A 16,597-nucleotide genomic window follows, 5' to 3' on the forward strand; every position below is an offset into this window, starting at 1 on the left:
GGTGTCGCGGCGGTCTGCGCCGCAGCGCCGGCGGCGGCGCCGCCCGGCAGCGTCAGCCCGGCCTCGGAGAGCCGCTGCTCAGCGGCGTCGGCGGCCGCGACGGCGGCGCGGCGGTCCTCGTCGGAGGGGCCGGATCCGGCGAGCGCCCCGGACAGGCGCGCATCGGCGGCAGCCAGCCCCTGCTGGGCGCGGAGCACGCCCGCTGCGTCGGTACCGGCGGCGACCGCCGGCGCGTGGTGCAGCGTGCGGGACAGGGCCGCGGAGAGCGCGATGCCGCGGTCGGCGGCCGAGCCGTAGGAGTCGGCCGCCTCGGTCGCCGGCAGCTCGCCGGCGATCACGCCGGAGCGGAGCGTGCCGAGCCCGGCGAGCGCGGAGTGGAAGGATGCCGCGGCCTCCGCCGTACCGGGGTCGTCGGCGCTGCGGAGCCGGCCGCCGGATGCGTCCAGGGCAGACACCGCGGAGTCGGTGGTCTCGGCGGCGGAGCGCAGGGCGCTGAGCCGCTCGGCTCCGGGCGCGGCGAGGTGCTCGGCGGCGAGCCGCCGCTCGGTCTGCAGCGCCGCGAGGACCTCGGCGACGGCGGCGCCCTCCTCGGCGTCCCGAGCGCCGAGGTGGAGCGCGGCGGCGTAGCCGGCAGCCACGGCGCCGAGCAGTGCGAACAGCGCGAGGAACGTGGCGCCCGGGATCAGCACGATCCCGCGGAGCTGCGCCCTGATCCCGCGCCGGCCCTCCTCCGGTTGCCTCATCGCCCCCTCCTCTGCGGCCCGCCCTCCGCCCGCCTCCGGCACCCATAACCCTGGGTGCGGAGGCGGACACGGAAGGTACCCGCGGAGTCAGGACGCTACCGCATCGGCCGCCGCCGCGCGGCGGTTCGCCGGGATCAGCCGAGACGGGCCCGGTGTGCGGTGGTTGCGGCGCGCACCGCGGCGAGCTGCTCGGCGACCCGCGCCGGGGCGGTGCCGCCCTTGGCGTCGCGGGAGGCGAGCGAACCGGGCACGGTGAGCACCTCGCGCACGTCCGGCGCCAGGTGCGGCGAGATCTTCGCGAAGTCCTCGTCGCTCAGATCGGGCAGGTCGACGCCGCGCTCCTCGCAGGCGCGCACACAGGCGCCGGCGATGTCGTGCGCCTCGCGGAACGGGACGCGGCGGCGCACCAGCCACTCCGCGATGTCGGTGGCGAGCGAGAAGCCCTGCGGCGCGAGCGACTCCATCCGCTCGCGGTGGAAGGTCAGGGTGGCGACCATTCCGGTGAAGGCGGGCAGCAGGAGGCGGAGCGTGTCGACGGCGTCGAACACCGGCTCCTTGTCCTCCTGCAGGTCGCGGTTGTACGCGAGCGGGAGGCCCTTGAGCGTGGTGAGCAGCCCGGCGAGGTCTCCGACGAGCCGGCCGGCCTTGCCGCGGGCGAGCTCGGCGATGTCGGGGTTCTTCTTCTGCGGCATGATCGACGAGCCGGTGGAGTAGGCGTCGTCGAGGGTGACGAAGGAGAACTCCTTGGTGGCCCAGAGGATGACCTCCTCGGCCAGCCGGGACAGGTCGACGCCGGCCATCGCGGCGGTGAAGCCGAACTCGGCCACCACGTCGCGGGCGGCGGTGCCGTCCACGGAGTTGGGCGCGGAGTCGGTGAAGCCCAGCTCGGCGGCGACGGCCTGCGGGTCGAGGCCGAGCGACGTGCCGGCCAGGGCGCCGGAGCCGTAGGGCGAGACGGCGGCGCGGCGGTCCCAGTCAGCGAGCCGCTCCACGTCGCGCAGCAGCGGCCAGGCGTGCGCCAGCAGATGGTGGGCGAGCAGGATCGGCTGCGCGTGCTGCAGGTGGGTGCGGCCGGGCATGGCCGTGTCGCCGGCTGCTTCGGCCTGGTCGGCGAGCGCGTCGACGAGGTCGAGGAGCTCGGTGGCGATGCCCCGGCCCTCCTCGCGCAGGTACATCCGCACAAGGGTGGCGATCTGGTCGTTGCGGGAGCGGCCGGCCCGCAGCCGTCCGCCGAGTTCGGGGCCGACGCGCTCGATGAAGCCGCGCTCCAGCGCGGTGTGCACGTCCTCGTCCTCCAGGACGGGGGTGAACGCGCCGGAGGCGACATCGGCCTCCAGCCGGTCCAGCCCCGCCAGCATCGCGGCCAGCTCGTCGTCGGTGAGCAGGCCGGCGCCGTGCAGCACGCGCGCGTGGGCGCGGGAGCCGGCGATGTCCTGGCGGGCCAGCCGCCAGTCGAAGTGCGTGCTCAGCGAGAGCCGCGCGAGGGCGTCGGCCGGGCCGCCGGAGAAGCGGCCCCCCCACAGCCGGGTGACCTCAGGGTCGCTCACGTTCGGGTGTCCTTTTCTGGTCCGGGTTCGGGCGGTGCCTGGCCGCCGGGTGCCGGGTCGGCGCCCTGGCGGTCGGCACTCCGGTCGGCGCGGCCGGGGCCGCTGCGGTCGGCCAGCCGGAGCAGGGCCGCCGCGAGGTCCGCGCCGCCCGCCGGGTCGCGGGAGACCACCAGGATGGTGTCGTCGCCGGCGATGGTGCCGAGGATGGCGCGGAAGTCGGTGTGGTCGATCGCCGAGGCGAGGTACTGCGCGGCGCCCGGCGGGGTGCGCACGACCACCATGTTGGCGGACGCCTCGGCCGAGACGAGGAGCTCTTCGGCGATCCGGGTGAGGCGGGATCCGGCCGCGGGGCCCAGCTCCAGGTCCTCGTCGCCGCCACCGGCGCGCTGTACGCGCTCGCCGCCCTCGCCGGGGAGCTGGTACACCAGGTCGCCCTCCGGGGTGCGGAGCTTGACGGCGCCGAGCTCGTCCAGGTCGCGGGAGAGGGTGGCCTGGGCGACGTGTACCCCGGCCTCGGCGAGCAGCCGGGCGAGTTCGCTCTGCGAGCGGACACTGCGGCCGCGCAGCACGCCGGCGATGCGGGCGTGCCGTGCGGCCTTGGTCATCGGCGCCGACGCGCTCACGCGGCGCCGCTTCCTCGGTGCCCGGCCCGGTCGAGCAGGAAGCACAGCAGCGCCTTCTGCGCGTGGCGGCGGTTCTCGGCCTCGTCCCAGACGGCGGACTGCGGGCCCTCCAGCACGGCTTCGCTGATCTCCTGGCCGCGGTAGGCGGGCAGGCAGTGCAGCACGATCGCGCCGGTGCCGGCCGCCGCGAGCAGGTCGTCGTCGATGGCGTAGGGGCGGAACGGGGCGACGCGGTCGGCGGCTTCGCCCTCCTGGCCCATGGAGGTCCAGGCGTCGGTGGCGAGGACGTCGGCGCCTTCGGCTGCGGCGCGGGCGTCGCCGGTGACCTCGACCGAGCCGCCGGTCTGGGCGGCGATCGCGCGGGCCCGCTCGACGATGCCGGCGTCGGGCAGGTAGCCCGCGGGGGCGGCGATGCGGACGTGCATGCCGGCGGTGGCGCCGCCCAGCAGGTAGGAGTGGGCCATGTTGTTGGCGCCGTCGCCGAAGTAGGCGAGGACGAGCCCGGCGGTACGGCCCTTGTGCTCGCGGACGGTCTGCAGGTCGGCGAGGATCTGGCAGGGGTGGTAGAGGTCGGAGAGCGCGTTGACCACGGGCACGCTGCTGTGCGCGGCCATCTCGTCCAGGCCGGCCTGGGCGTAGGTGCGCCACACGATGGCCTCGGCCTGGCGGTCGAGGACCCGGGCGGTGTCGGCGATGGGCTCGCCGCGGCCCATCTGACTGGACTGGGCGTCGATGACGAGCGGCTGGCCGCCCAGGTCGGCGATGCCCACCGAGAAGGACACCCGGGTGCGGGTGGAGGCCTTGTCGAAGAGGACGGCGACGGTGCGCGGCCCCTCCAGCGGGCGGCGGGCGAAGCGGTCCCGCTTCAGCTCGGCGGCGAGGTCGAGCACCTCGGCCTGCTCTGCGGGGGTGAGGTCGTCGTCGCGGAGGAAGTGCCTCAGGGCGGTCGGGGTCGGGCTGTTCATGCGGTCACCTCGTCGAGGATGGCGGGCAGCGCGCCGGTGAACTCCCGGGCTTCGGCTGCGCTGAGGATGAGCGGCGGCGCGAGCCGCAGGGTGGCGGGGCCGACGGCGTTCACCAGGAATCCGTGCCGGGCAGCGGCTGCCTGGACCCGGGCGGCGGCGTCGGGGGCGTCGGAGTCGAGCTCGACGCCGAGCCACAGGCCGGCGCCGCGGACCCCGCTGATCAGGGGGTGGCCGCAGGTGCGGATGCCGTCGGCGAGCGCGGCGCCGACCGCGGACACGCTGCCGAGGAGTCCGGAGTGCTCGATGCGGTCGAGGACGGCGTTGGCGGCGGCCGCGGCCACCGGGTTGCCGCCGAACGTCGATCCGTGGTCGCCCGGGGCGAACGCCTGGGCGTAGCGGCCGAAGCCGATGCAGGCACCGATGGGCAGTCCCCCGCCGAGGCCCTTGGCGAGCGTCAGGATGTCCGGGCGCACGCCGGATGCCTGGTGGGCGAACCAGTGGCCGGTGCGGCCGACGCCGCTCTGGATCTCGTCGAGGATGAGCGCGGCGCCGGCGGCGTCGCAGGCCTCGCGGGCCCGAACCAGGTAGTCCTCCGGCGGGACGACGACGCCGGCCTCGCCCTGGACCGGCTCCAGGACGACGGCGGCGACCGAGGCGTCCACGGCCTTCTCCAGCGCCGCGGCGTCGCCGAAGGGCACGAAGCGGACCTCGGTGCCGAACGGGCCGAAGGGGGCCCGGATGGCGTCCTTGCCGGTGAGGGCCAGCGCTCCGGAGCTGCGGCCGTGGAAGCCGCTCTCGGCGGCGACGAACACGGGGCGCTCGCTGCCGGCGGCGCGCTTGGCGAGCTTGAGGGCGGCCTCGTTGGCCTCGGTACCGGAATTGGCGAGGAAGACGCGGGCCGAGTCGTCGCCGGCCAGTCCGATCAGGCGCTCGGCGAGGGCGACGGCGGGCTCGTTGACGTACAGGTTGGAGGTGTGCGCGATGCGCCGCACCTGGTCGGCGACCGCGCCGGCCAGGCCCGGGTCTCCGTGGCCGAGCGCGGAGACCGCGATACCGCCGACGAGGTCGAGGTAGGTCTTGCCGTCGGCGTCGGTGACGCGGCAGCCCTCGCCGGAGGCCAGTGCGATCGGCGGCACACCGTAGTTGGGCATCAGGGCGGCGGCGTAGCGCTGCTGCAGCTGAGCGGTGGCGGTTGCGGCGGCGCTGCCTGCGCCGCCGTTGCTGGTGCTGCTCATCCGGCGGCTCCCGGGGTCGGATCGGGGATGACCATGGTGCCGATGCCGTCGTTGGTGAACACTTCGAGCAGCATCGCGTTGGGGGTGCGGCCGTCCAGGACGTGGGCCTGCGGCACGCCGCCGCGCACCGCGTGCAGGCACGCCTCCATCTTGGGCACCATGCCGCTGGACAGCCGGGGCAGCATGGCCTGCAGCTCGTCTGCCGTGAGCCGGCTGATCAGCTCCTCGCAGGCGGGGTAGTCGGCGTAGAGGCCCTCGATGTCGGTGAGCATGATCAGCTTGCTCGCGCCGAGCCCGACGGCGAGCGCCGCGGCGGCGGTGTCGGCGTTGACGTTGTAGACGCCCTGGGCGCCGCCGACCGGCTCGCCGGTCCCGGGCGCGCCCGCGGTGCCCGGGGTGGCGGCCCCTTCGCCGGCGACAGCGGCGATGCTGGACACGACGGGGATGCGGCCGTCGTCGAGGAGGGTGGCGATGACGCCGGGGTCGACGCGGGTGACTTCGCCGACCAGGCCGATGTCGACCGGTTCGCCGTCGACGAGGGCGGGCTTGCGCTCGGCGGTCATCAACCGGGCGTCCTCACCGGAGATGCCGACGGCGAACGGGCCGTGCCGGTTGATCCGGCCGACGATGTCCCGGTTCACCTGGCCGACCAGCACCATCCGGACGATGTCCATGGTGGCCTCGTCGGTGACCCGCAGGCCGCCGGCGAAGCGGCTCTCGAGTCCGACGCGTTCGAGGTGGGCCTTGATCTGCGGCCCGCCGCCGTGCACGACGACCGGGCGCAGCCCGGCGTAGCGCAGGAAGACCACGGTCTCGGCGAAGCGGTCCTGCAGGGCGGGGTCGGTCATGGCGTTGCCGCCGTACTTGACGACGACGGTGCGGCCGTGGAAGCGGCTCATCCAGGGCAGCGCTTCAATGAGGGTGGCGGCCTTGTCGAGGGCCTGTGAGCGCGAGTTCATGAGCTGTACGCCGAGTTCTCGTGGACGTAGTCGGTGGTCAGGTCGGTGGTCCAGACGGTGGCCGAGGCGCTGCCCGCGGACAGGTCGACGACGACGTGCACGTCGCGGCCGGTCAGGTCGACGCGGGAGCGGTCCTCGCCGACGCCGCCCTTGCGGCACACCCAGACGCCGTTGATGGCGACGTCGAGCTGGTCCGGCTCGAAGGCGGCTGCGGTGGTCCCGACGGCCGCCAGCACCCGGCCCCAGTTGGGGTCCTCACCGAAGACGGCGCACTTGAAGAGGTTGTTGCGGGCGACGGCGCGGGCGGCCTCGACGGCGTCGTCCTCACTGGCGGCGCCGACCACCTCGACCGCGATCGACTTGGAGGCGCCTTCGGCGTCGGCGATCATCTGCCGGGACAGGTCGGCGCAGACCTCGCCGAGCTGCTCGGCGAAGGCGGCCTCCTCCGCTGGCCCGGTGACGGCGGTGCCGGATGCGCCGGAGGCCATCAGCAGCACGGTGTCGTTGGTGGACATGCAGCCGTCGGCGTCGACCCGGTCGAAGGTGCGGGCGGTGGCGGCGCGCAGCAGCCGGTCGCACTGCTCGGCGGTGAGGTCGGCGTCCGTGGTGACCACGGCGAGCATGGTGGCCAGGGACGGTGCGAGCATCCCGGCGCCCTTGGCCATGCCGCCGACGGTGTAGCCCGCAGCCCGGCGGAACGCGATCTTGGCGACGGAGTCGGTGGTGCGCACGGCGTCGGCGGCGTTCAGGCCGCCGTCCCGGGTGGCTGCGGCGAGCGCGGCGTCGACTCCGGGCAGCAGCGCGTCCATCGGCAGCCGCTCGCCGATGAGGCCGGTGGAGCAGACGGCGATCTCGGCGGCGGAGTCGCCCAGGGCGGCGGCGGCGCGCTCGGCGGTGGTGTGCGTGTCGGCGAAGCCGGGGGCGCCGGTGCAGGCGTTGGCGCCGCCGGAGTTGAGCACGGCGGCGCGGACGCGGCCGCCCTTGGCCACCTGGCGGGTCCACTGGACCGGCGCGGCCTGCACGCGGTTGCGCGTGAAGACGGCCGCTGCGGCGCGCGACGGGCCGTCGTTGACGACGACGGCGACGTCGCGGGCGCTGCCGTCCTTGAGGCCGGCGGCGACGCCTGCGGCGCGGAAGCCGCGGGGTGCGGTGACGCTCACGGTGGACCTTTCAGTGTCGTCCGGATCGGTGCGGGGTGGCGGGCGGGCTCAGGGGGCGACCGCGGCGGTGGGCAGGCCGGTGCCCTCGCCGAGGCCCAGGGCGATGTTGGTGCTCTGCACGGCGCCGCCGGCGGTGCCCTTGGTGAGGTTGTCGAGCGCAGCGCAGGCGACGATGCGGCCCGCGTCGGCGTCGACGGCGACCTGGACGGCGGCGGTGTTGGCGCCGAGCGTCATCCCGGTGGTGGGCCACGCGCCCTCGGGCAGCAGGCGGACGAAGGGCTCGTCGGCGTAGTGCCGCTCGTAGGCGGCGCGGACCTGCTCTGCGGTGGCGCCCGGGGCGAGGCGGGCGGTGCAGGTGGCCAGGATGCCGCGGGGCATGGGGGCGAGCACCGGGGTGAAGCTGAGGGTGACCGGGTCACCGGTGAGGCGGGAGAGGTTCTGGATGATCTCGGGGGTGTGCCGGTGGACGCCGCCGACGCCGTACGGCGAGACCGAGCCCATGGCTTCGCTGCCGAGCAGGTGCGGCTTGAGCGATTTGCCGGCGCCGGAGACGCCGGTGACGGCGACGACGACGATGTCCTCGGGCAGGGCGAGGCCGTCGGCGACGGCCGGCAGCAGGCCGAGAGTGGCGGCGGTGACGTGGCAGCCGGGGACGGCGATGCGCCGGGCGCCGGCCAGGGCGCCGCGCTGGCCGGGCAGTTCGGGCAGGCCGTAGGGCCAGGTGCCGGCGTGCGGGCCGCCGTAGAAGCGCTCCCAGGCGGCGGGGTCGGTGAGCCGGAAGTCGGCGCCGCAGTCGACGACCAGGGCGCTGTCGCCGAGGGCCTCGGCGATCTCGGCGGAGCGCCCGTGCGGCAGGGCGAGGAAGACGACGTCGTGGCCGGCGAGGACCTCGGGCGTGGTCTCGGCGAGGACCCGGTCGGCGAGGGAGGCGAGATGCGGCTGGTGCTCGCCGAGGCGGGTGCCGGCGTTGCCGCCGGCGGTCAGCGCGCCGATCTCGATCTCGGGGTGGCCCTCGAGCAGCCGGAGCAGCTCCCCTCCGGCGTATCCGCTCGCTCCGGCGATCGCGGCGGTGTAGGCCATGGTCATCCTCCTCGGATGGTGCGCGGTGCGCTGCGGAGTCGGTGTCCATCATGCCGACGACTGCAAATTTATGCAAATCAATGGATACTCTATCGGTCCGCATTCGCTCGCCGCTCCCCCGCCCCCGGGCACACGCGGTGGTACCGCCGGGGCGGCACCGCACCGGCACCACGCCGGCCCCGGCCCGCTCACGGACGCCGCGGAGAAACGATCGCCCAGGACCGCCGCCGCCGCAACGGCCCCGGCCTCTCGGCGGGCCGGGCGAAGAGTCCCCGGGCAGGCTGTCCCCAGGCAGGCTTCCGGCCCGCTTGGGCGCACGGGGAAGACTGCGGGGAACTGCACCGGCGGAGGCGGCACCCGGCCCGGGCGGGGACGAAGGCCCGGCGCTGTGACGCGGTCCGGCTGGTCCGGCCGGTCCGGCCGCGGCGGCCTCCGGTTCAGCGGGCCCCGGCGCGGCCCGTGGTCCGCGCGCTGCGCGGTGCTCCGGCCCTGTGGCCGGCGCCGCCGGCTCAGCCGGGGCGGGAGGTGCCGGAGGGGCTGTCCGCCGCGGCCTCGGAATCGGAACCGGCAGCTCTGCCGGGCGGCTCAGCGGGGCGTGCAGACTCTGCCGCCGGCTCCGCGTCCGGAACCCCGGCCGGCTGGTCGGTCTCCGGCTCCTCGGCCGACGCTGGCCCGGGTGCTGCTTCCGGTGCGGGTGCGGCGCAGCCGGCGCGCTCCGCGGCGGTGCTGCTCCCGGTCGGCACCGGCGCCCCTGCCCGGACCTCTTCCGGTGCATCCGCGGCGGCGCCCGGCTCGGCGGCCGCGCGCTCCGCTGCGCGGCGGGCGAGGCCGGCGTGCAGGCTGCGGGCCAGGGTGCGGGCGGTCCGGTCCTGTCCAGACCAGGGCAGCCGGGTGAGCGCGGTGCGCTCGCCCCGGACCAGGTCGCGCAGCGTGCGCCCGGCGAGGTTGGCGAAGACCGCGCCGTTGCCGGAATAGCCCCCGGCCCAGGCGAGGCCGGTGGCGGGATCGAAGCCGAGCCGGGGCCGGCGGTCGTCGGGCACCCCCGCGACGCCCGCCCAGGCATGGGCGATCGGAACCGCGGCGGCGGCCGGGAACAGCCGGGCCAGGGCCCGCCACAGCGATGCGATCGATGGAGGCGCGGCAACATCGTCGGCACCGCGGAAGGGGGTGCCGGGGCCCGCCACCGCGAGCCGGCCGTCGGCGGTGCGCCGCGCGACGACCGCGGACTCGCCGGCATCGCCGAGTACGGCGGTGCCATCCCAGCCGAGCTCTTCCCACAGGCCGTCGTCCATCGGCTCGGTGGCGATCACCGCGCCGGGCCGGGCGCGCCAGCGGCGCGGGCCGTCACCGAGCGGGTCGGAGTAGCCGTCGGTGGCGCGCAGGACCACGTCGGCGCGGATCGTTCCGGCCGCGGTGGCCGCAGCGGGCCGCCGGCCGTCGCCGGCGGGGTGGATGCGGGTGACCGGAGTGTCCTCGAAGATGCGGCCGCCGCGCCGCTCCACGGCGGCGGCGAGCCCTCCGATGAGCCGGGCGGGGTCGGTGCGGCCGGCGTGCGGGGTGAAGGCGGTGGCGAGCGCGCCGATCCGCGGCCGCTGCGGCGATCCGCGGTCGACGAGGTGGAGGTCCTCGGGCCAGTACCCCCACTGCTGGAGCCGCTCGACCCGGGCGGTGAGCCGGTCCCGCTGCTCGGGGTCGGTGGCGGCGAAGAGCATGCCGCCCTTCGCGGTGCCGGCGTCGATGCCCTCCTCCGCGGCGGCTCCGGCCACTTCGTCCACGGAGGCCATCAGCGAGCGCTGCAGCGCGACGGCGGCGCCCTTGCCGTGGTCGGCGGCGTACTGCTCGTGCTCGGCGGGGAGGTCGGCGGTCAGCAGGCCGGCCCCGCGGCCGGCCGCCCCCGAGCCGGCGAATGCGCGCTCGCACACGGCGACGCGGAGCGAGGGATCGGCGCGCAGCAGGTAGTAGGCGGTCCACAGGCCGGTGAAGCCGGCGCCGACGATGCACACGTCGTAGTCGCCGGGGCCGGGCAGCGGGGGGCGCCGGACGGCGGGGGCGTCGCGGTACCAGAGGGATACCCCCCCGTTGCGGAACTCCTCCGAGCGGGGAACGGCGCGCATCTCGGCCGCACTGGTGAAGAGTCTCACCCGGCCAGGCTAGCGGCGTCCCTGATGGACCGGGCCAACCGGGACAGGGTCTGCAGCCCGTCGGTGCCGACGACGCCGACCACGTGCTCGCGCAGCAGAGCGGCGTGCCGGCGCTTGGCTTCGGCGGTGAGCGCGGCACCGGACTCGGTGAGCGCGGCGTAGACGACGCGGCGGTCGTCGGCGCAGGATTCGCGGACCAGGTAGCCCTTGCGCTCCAGGCGGTCGGCGAGCTTGGTGAAGCCGCCGCTGCTCAGGTGGACTTCGCGGGCGAGCACGCTCATCGGCAGCCGCTGGCCGGGCGAGCGCTGGAGCCGGATGAGGACGCCGAACCAGGGGCCCGGCATGTCCTCGCCGCTGGGATCCACCCCGGCGAGCAGCACCGGCTCGGCGGCGTCCACCGCCTCGATCAGCAGCCCCCAGGCGGTGATGAGTTCATCGTCCGACAGGCCCTCGCTGCTGGTCATCGCCGCACCCCTCCCCCGTTCGCCGATGTAAACATCTTCCTCGAAAAGAAAACGTCGTGCAAACAGCGGGGACGTCCGGTACCGGCCGCAGGGCCCGGACACACGTGCGGCGGCGCCCGCACCACCGGGCGCCGCCGTTGCGGACTGCGGGTCAGCCGCGCTGCGGCACCCGTGCGGCGACCGCATCGATTGCGCCGCGCAGTGTGGCGGTGAGGTGCTCGATCTGCTCCCAGGTGACGATCAGCGGCGGCGAGATGAGCAGCGCGGTGGGCACCGCCCGCAGGATGACGCCGCGGGCCCGCGCCTCAGTGAAGATGTCGGCGGTGGTGATGCCGTCCTGCAGCGCCTCCTCGGTCAGCTCGACGGCGCCCATGACGCCGGTGCCCGAGCGGACCTCGCGGACCAGCGGGTGGTCCTCCAGGGTGCGCAGGGCGCCGTCCAGGTGGGTCTCGACCTCCCGGGAGGCGGTGAACAGGTCCTCCCGCTCCAGGATGTCGAGGTTGGCCAGGGCGGCGCTGGAGCAGGCGGCGTGCCCGGCGTAGGTGGTGCCGTGGTGGAACGGGTTGCCGGGCGCGTCCCAGAACGGCGCCGCGATCTGCCCGGAGGCCACGACCCCGCCCAGCGGCAGGTACCCGCTGGAGACGCCCTTGGCGAACACGATCATGTCCGGGCGGACGCCGAACCGCTCGATGCCGAACCAGTCGCCGAGCCGCGCGAATCCGCAGATGATGGAGTCGACGATGAACAGCACGCCGTGCCGGCGGCAGATGCGCTCGATCTCCTCGAAGTAGCCGGGGACCGGCGCGTGCACCCCGCCGGAGCCGATGACCGGCTCGGCGAAGAACGCGGCCACCCGGTCGGCGCCGACGCGGAGGATCTCCGCTTCGACGGCGGCGGCGGAGTCGTGCGGGACCACGGACGTGTCGGGGTCGCCCGGGCCGAAGCCGGCGCGGAACCGGTCCATCCCGATCATGCTGGTGCCCAGGCCGTGCAGGCCGTGGTAGCCGTTGGTGCGCGAGATGAGGTGCGTCCGGCCGGGCTGCCCGAGCGCCGCGAAGTAGCGCCGGGCGAGCTTGGCGGCGGTCTCGATGGATTCGCCGCCGCCGCAGCTGAGGATGACCCGGGCGTCGGAGACCGGCGCGTGGGCGGCGAGGCGCTCGCTGAGCTGCAGCGCCGGCGTGTTGGCGAAGTCGCCGTAGACCGCGTAGGTCTCCAGGGAGCTCATCTGCCGGTACACGGCGTCGGCGATCTCGGCGCGGCCGTGCCCGACGTTGCAGTACCAGAGGCTGGCCGTGCCGTCGAGGTAGCGGTCGCCGTTCTCGTCCCACAGCCAGACGCCCTCGCCGCGGGTCACCGTGAACTTCGGGCCCTGGGAGACCCGGTGCATATCCGAGAAGGTGTGCCAGAAGCGCCCGGGCTCCGGCGTGTCGGTGGGGTGGTGCGCATACGAAACCACTGTTTCGGTCATAGGACGACCTCCGAGCCAGCTGGTGCGTGCCGTGCACGCAGAAAACGCCGAATGAAACAGCTGTTCCGCGAAGCCCCGGGAGCCCGGTTCGCGGCAGGTGTCTGCAGGCTAAGCTCGCGGAGCGCTCGGGTTCAAGAGACGAAACAAGAAATACTCCCCCGATTTACAGCGAGCATGCGCACTACCCTTCCGCGATCCCCAAAAAACACGCTCCGACCTGCGAAAACATGGGCGAAAAAGTTTTCTGCGCACGACTTGAAGTCGGCGCGAAACGGGTCCGGCGGGGGTCGGGGCGACCCGCCGGAGTGGCGTGCCGCCACCCGCATCGGCGCCGCCCCCTCCGGCAATCACCGGACGGTAACGGGAGCGCATTCCGCGGCAAAGCGCACCGGGGGCGCGGCGGTTCTCTGCGGCACGGCGCAAAAGAAGCCGCCGGCCCGCCGTCCCCGCCCCGGTGCGGGGGCGGGCGGCGGGCCGGCGGTGCACAGGCGGCGCCCGGCGCGGCCGTCCGGTCAGGAGCGGAGCGCGGCGCCGGTCCGGCGGGCGGCCTCGGCGACGGCCGCGTCGCGCGCAGCGCCGGCCTCCTCCGCGGTCAGGGTCCGGTCCGGCGCGCGGAACCGGAGCGTGTAGGCGAGGGACTTGCTCCCCTCCCCCACCTGGGCGCCGGTGTAGACGTCGAACAGGCGCACCTGCTCCAGCAGCGGCCCCGCGCCGCCGCGCAGCGCGGCCGCGACCTCGCCGGCCGGGACGCCGGAGCCGACGACGAGCGCGACGTCCTGGGTGGCAACCGGGTAGGTGGAGATCTCCGGCGCCCGCGGCGGCGCGGCAGCGGCGACCAGCGCGTCGGCGTCGAGCTCCATCGCCGCGGTGCGCTCCGGCAGCCCCAGGGCCGCGGTCACCCGCGGATGCAGCTCGCCCGCGTGGCCCACGAGGACCTCGCCGTCCGGCGTGGCGGCATAGAGCGCGGCGCAGCGCCCCGGGTGCCACGGCGCGCGCTGGGCGGCACGCGCCGAGAGCGCCAGCCCGGCGGCGGCCGCCGCGGCGATCGCGGCGGCGATCGCGTCGGCGAAGTCGGCCGGGCGGCCCGCGCCCCACCATCCGTCCGGCAGCCGGAGCCCGGCGAGCACCGCTGCAACGTGCAGCGGCTGCGCGGGCAGCGCCGCGTCGACGGCGGCCCGCTCGGCGGCATCCGGCGCACGGTCGACCCCCGGCAGCGGCGCGCGCTCCGGCGCACCGGCAACCGGATGGAACACCCGGGCGCTCTCGTACAGCGCGACGTCGGCGGTGCCGCGCCCCACGTTGCGCACCAGGGCCTTCAGCAGGCCCGGGAGGAGCGTGGTCCGCAGCAGCGGCTCGTCGTCGTTGAGCGGATTGGACAGCCGCACCGCACTGCGCCGCGCGTCGTCGGCGGGCAGCTGGAGCGCGTCGAAGTCGCGCTCGCCGGTGAACGGGTAGTTCAGCACCTCGGTGTGGCCCGAGGCAGCCAGCGCCCGCCCGATCGCCCGCACCCGGCGCTGCGCCGGCGAGAGCCCGCGGCCGGCCGGCGCGCGCGGCGGCACCGAGGGGATGTTCTCGTAGCCCTCAAGCCGGACGACCTCTTCGACCAGGTCGTTCGGGTCGGTGAGGTCGGAGCGCCAGGTGGGCGGCGCCACCGAGAGCGGGCCGCTGCCGGTGACCGTGCAGCCGACCTGCTCCAGCCGCGCGGTGACCGCCGCCTGCGGGTAGTCGACGCCCGCGATCCGCCCGGGCAGCCCGGGGTCCAGGGTGATCGCCGCGGGCGGCGCGGTGGTGTCGATGCGGGTGGCGCCGGGCTCGGCGGCGGCGCCGCCCAGTTCGGCCAGCAGTCGGACCGCCCGTTCGGCGGCGACCGGCTGCAGGGCGGAGTCGACGCCCCGCTCGAACCTGCGGGAGGACTCCGAGGAGAGCTGGTGGCGCCGCGACGCGCGGGCGATGTGCACGGCGTCGAAGTGGCCGGCCTCGATGACGACCGACGTCGTCGCCGCGCCGATCTCGGTGTCGGCACCGCCCATGACGCCGGCGATGTTGATCGGGCCGCGGTCGTCGGCGATCACGATGTCGTCGGGGTCGAGGGTGCGCTTGGTGTGGTCCAGCGTCTCCAGGGTCTCGCCGGGCCGGGCCGCGCGCACCTGCAGGGCGCCGCGCAGCGCACCGGCGTCCCAGGCGTGCAGCGGCTGGCCGAGCTCCATCATCACGTAGTTGGTGATGTCGACGGCCAGCGACACCGACCGCACGCCGCACAGCGCGAGGCGGCGCTTCATCCAGATCGGCGTGGCCGCACCGGGGTCGAACCCGTCGGCGGTCCGCAGCACGTAGTGGTCGCACAGCGCCGGGTCCTCGACGGAGGCCGGCGTGCGCCCGGTACCGGCGGCGGGGAGGCCCTCCACCGCGGCGGCGGGGTCGCGGAACGCGGTGCCGAGGACGGCTGCGGCGTCCCGGGCCACGCCCCGGATCGACAGCGCGTAGCCGCGGTCGGGGGTGACGGCGATGTCGAGGACCTCGTCGCGCAGCGGCAGCACGGTGAACGCGTCGTCGCCGGGCGCGCCGGCGGCGGCCGGCAGCACGATGATGCCGGCGTGGTCCTCCCACAGCTCCAGTTCGGAGGCCGAGCAGATCATGCCCTCGGACATCCGGCCGTAGGTCTTCCGGGCGCCGATGGCGAAGCCGCCGGGCAGGACGGCGCCGGGCAGCGCGACGGCGACGAGGTCGCCCTCGGCGAAGTTGCGGGCGCCGCAGACGATGCCCTGCGGTTCGCCGGTGCCGTTGGCGGCGCCGACGTCGACCCGGCAGAACCGGATGGGCTTCTTGAAGCCGGTCAGCTCCTCGATCTCCAGCACGCGCCCGAGTACGAGCGGCCCGGTGATGCCGGTGCCGACCGCGTCCACGGTCTCCACCTCAAGCCCGGCGGTGGTGAGCTTCTCTGCGAGGCCGCGGGCGGTGAGGCCCTCCGGCAGGTCGACGTGGCTGCGCAGCCAGGAAAGGGGGACGCGCATCAGATCTCCATCCCGAAGGCCGAGGTGAACCGCACGTCGCCCTCGACCATGTCGTGCATGTCGGCGACACCGTGGGCGAACATCAGCGTCCGCTCGATGCCGAGCCCGAACGCCCACCCGGTGTAGCGGCCGGTGTCCACCCCGGCCGCGGTGAGCACCCGCGGGTTGACCGCGCCGCAGCCGCCGATCTCGATCCAGCCCTCACTGGAGCAGGTGCGGCAGGGGCGGTCGGGGTCGCCCACGGAGGCGCCGCGGCACACGAAGCACTCCATGTCGACTTCGGCCGAGGGCTCGGTGAAGGGGAAGTAGGAGGCGCGGAAGCGGGTGGTGAGCCCGCCGCCGAACATGCCCTCCACGAAGGCGTCGATGGCGCCGCGCAGGTGCGCGAGCGTGATGCCCTCGTCCACGACCAGGCCTTCGAGCTGGTGGAAGACGGGCGTGTGGGTGGCGTCCAGCTCGTCGGTGCGGTAGGTGGTGCCGGGCGCGACGACGTAGACCGGCAGCGGCCGCTCCAGCAGTGCGCGCACCTGGACCGGCGAGGTGTGGGTGCGCAGCACCCGCCCGGACGGCCCGCCGGAGGGCGCCTCGACGAAGAAGGTGTCCTGCATCGTGCGGGCCGGGTGGTCCGGCAGGAAGTTGAGGGCGTCGAAGTTGTACCACTCGGCTTCGACCTCGGGGCCCTCGGCGACCTCGAACCCCATGCCGGTGAAGATGTCGGCCATCCGCTCGGCGACGGTGGTGACGGGGTGCCGGGCGCCGCGCGGCGCCCGGTCGGTGGGCAGCGACACGTCGACGGCCTCCTCGACGAGGACGCGGGCGTCCCGCTCCTCCTCGAGCTCGGCCTTGCGCGCGGCGAGGGCCTTGCCGACCGCTCCGCGGGCGGCGCCCACGCGGCGGCCCGCGTCGGCCTTCGCCGACGGCGGCAGTGCACCGATCTCCCGGTTGGCCAGCGCCAGCGGCGACCGGTCGCCGGCGTGCGCCGCCTTGGCCTGCTTGAGGGCGTCCAGGTCGCCGGCGGCGGCGATCGCGGCGAGCGCGTCGTCGCGCATGCGGGCGACCTCGTCGGGGTGCAGCGCGGTCACCTCGACCGGGTCGTATTCGTCATTGTGTGCAGACATGGTTCTTTCGCAGAGCAGAGCTGGGTGGACAGCACGACTGTGCCGGCGACTGGATCGTCCAGGGCCCGCGGAGCCAGAAGAGG

At 75.4% G+C, this 16,597-nt stretch carries 12 protein-coding genes and 1 pseudogene; all 13 read right to left on the reverse strand.

The features are described 5' to 3' along the window. Positions 1–743, reverse strand: a 743-nt coding sequence (locus ACYVGT_RS16625; RefSeq protein ID WP_460859231.1) for a nitrate- and nitrite sensing domain-containing protein, incomplete at its 3' end; no start/stop codon positions are given. 134 nt (positions 744–877) lie between these two features. After that, positions 878–2,290: an argininosuccinate lyase gene (gene argH / locus ACYVGT_RS16630; protein ID WP_460859232.1), complete on the reverse strand. Its 1,413-nt coding sequence runs from the start codon at positions 2,288–2,290 to the stop codon at positions 878–880. A gap of 104 nt (positions 2,291–2,394) precedes the next feature. After that, positions 2,395–2,895 (reverse strand): annotated as a pseudogene (locus ACYVGT_RS16635) (arginine repressor); the annotation flags it as partial. Positions 2,896–2,909: 14 nt separating this feature from the next. Further along, entirely contained in the window at positions 2,910–3,878 is a 969-nt protein-coding gene (gene argF / locus ACYVGT_RS16640; RefSeq protein ID WP_460859234.1) for an ornithine carbamoyltransferase, read from the reverse strand. Further along, entirely contained in the window at positions 3,875–5,113 is a 1,239-nt protein-coding gene (locus ACYVGT_RS16645) for an acetylornithine transaminase (protein ID WP_460859237.1), read from the reverse strand. The genes argF and ACYVGT_RS16645 overlap by 4 nt, the downstream gene beginning before the upstream one ends. Next, positions 5,110–6,072 (reverse strand): acetylglutamate kinase, encoded by a 963-nt coding sequence (argB, locus tag ACYVGT_RS16650; protein WP_460859240.1) that lies wholly within the window; start codon positions 6,070–6,072, stop codon positions 5,110–5,112. Before argB ends, ACYVGT_RS16645 begins: the two co-directional genes overlap by 4 nt. Further along, a complete protein-coding gene (argJ, locus tag ACYVGT_RS16655; RefSeq protein ID WP_460859242.1) occupies positions 6,069–7,232 on the reverse strand; it encodes a bifunctional glutamate N-acetyltransferase/amino-acid acetyltransferase ArgJ in 1,164 nt (387 codons plus the stop codon). The genes argB and argJ overlap by 4 nt, the downstream gene beginning before the upstream one ends. Positions 7,233–7,280: 48 nt before the next feature. Continuing rightward, a complete protein-coding gene (gene argC / locus ACYVGT_RS16660; protein WP_460859244.1) occupies positions 7,281–8,312 on the reverse strand; it encodes an N-acetyl-gamma-glutamyl-phosphate reductase in 1,032 nt (343 codons plus the stop codon). Between the two features lie 509 nt (positions 8,313–8,821). Next, entirely contained in the window at positions 8,822–10,453 is a 1,632-nt protein-coding gene (locus tag ACYVGT_RS16665; protein WP_460859246.1) for an NAD(P)/FAD-dependent oxidoreductase, read from the reverse strand. Then, the gene (locus tag ACYVGT_RS16670; RefSeq protein WP_460859249.1) at positions 10,450–10,917 is read right to left on the reverse strand and encodes a MarR family winged helix-turn-helix transcriptional regulator; all 468 of its coding nucleotides are present in this window, start codon (positions 10,915–10,917) and stop codon (positions 10,450–10,452) included. Before ACYVGT_RS16670 ends, ACYVGT_RS16665 begins: the two co-directional genes overlap by 4 nt. Positions 10,918–11,068: 151 nt before the next feature. Beyond that, the gene (locus tag ACYVGT_RS16675; protein ID WP_460859411.1) at positions 11,069–12,304 is read right to left on the reverse strand and encodes an aminotransferase family protein; all 1,236 of its coding nucleotides are present in this window, start codon (positions 12,302–12,304) and stop codon (positions 11,069–11,071) included. A gap of 593 nt (positions 12,305–12,897) precedes the next feature. Next, the gene (gene pheT, locus ACYVGT_RS16680) at positions 12,898–15,396 is read right to left on the reverse strand and encodes a phenylalanine--tRNA ligase subunit beta (RefSeq protein ID WP_460859253.1); all 2,499 of its coding nucleotides are present in this window, start codon (positions 15,394–15,396) and stop codon (positions 12,898–12,900) included. Further along, positions 15,396–16,514, reverse strand: coding sequence for a phenylalanine--tRNA ligase subunit alpha (gene pheS / locus ACYVGT_RS16685; RefSeq protein ID WP_460859254.1), 1,119 nt, complete (start codon positions 16,512–16,514; stop codon positions 15,396–15,398). The genes pheT and pheS overlap by 1 nt, the downstream gene beginning before the upstream one ends. Positions 16,515–16,597: the final 83 nt, after the last annotated feature.

The organism is Nocardiopsis coralliicola, from assembly GCF_054779695.1.

Excerpts from the sequence above, each read along its gene's own strand:
- ACYVGT_RS16670 (WP_460859249.1), bottom strand. The coding sequence starts at position 10,917 with ATGACCAGCAGCGAGGGCCTGTCGGACGATGAACTCATCACCGCCTGG.
- argC (WP_460859244.1), bottom strand. The coding sequence starts at position 8,312 with ATGGCCTACACCGCCGCGATCGCCGGAGCGAGCGGATACGCCGGAGGG.
- argF (WP_460859234.1), bottom strand. The coding sequence starts at position 3,878 with ATGAACAGCCCGACCCCGACCGCCCTGAGGCACTTCCTCCGCGACGAC.
- ACYVGT_RS16675 (WP_460859411.1), bottom strand. The coding sequence starts at position 12,304 with ATGCACCGGGTCTCCCAGGGCCCGAAGTTCACGGTGACCCGCGGCGAG.
- pheS (WP_460859254.1), bottom strand. The coding sequence starts at position 16,514 with ATGTCTGCACACAATGACGAATACGACCCGGTCGAGGTGACCGCGCTG.
- ACYVGT_RS16645 (WP_460859237.1), bottom strand. The coding sequence starts at position 5,113 with ATGAGCAGCACCAGCAACGGCGGCGCAGGCAGCGCCGCCGCAACCGCC.
- argB (WP_460859240.1), bottom strand. The coding sequence starts at position 6,072 with ATGAACTCGCGCTCACAGGCCCTCGACAAGGCCGCCACCCTCATTGAA.
- pheT (WP_460859253.1), bottom strand. The coding sequence starts at position 15,396 with ATGCGCGTCCCCCTTTCCTGGCTGCGCAGCCACGTCGACCTGCCGGAG.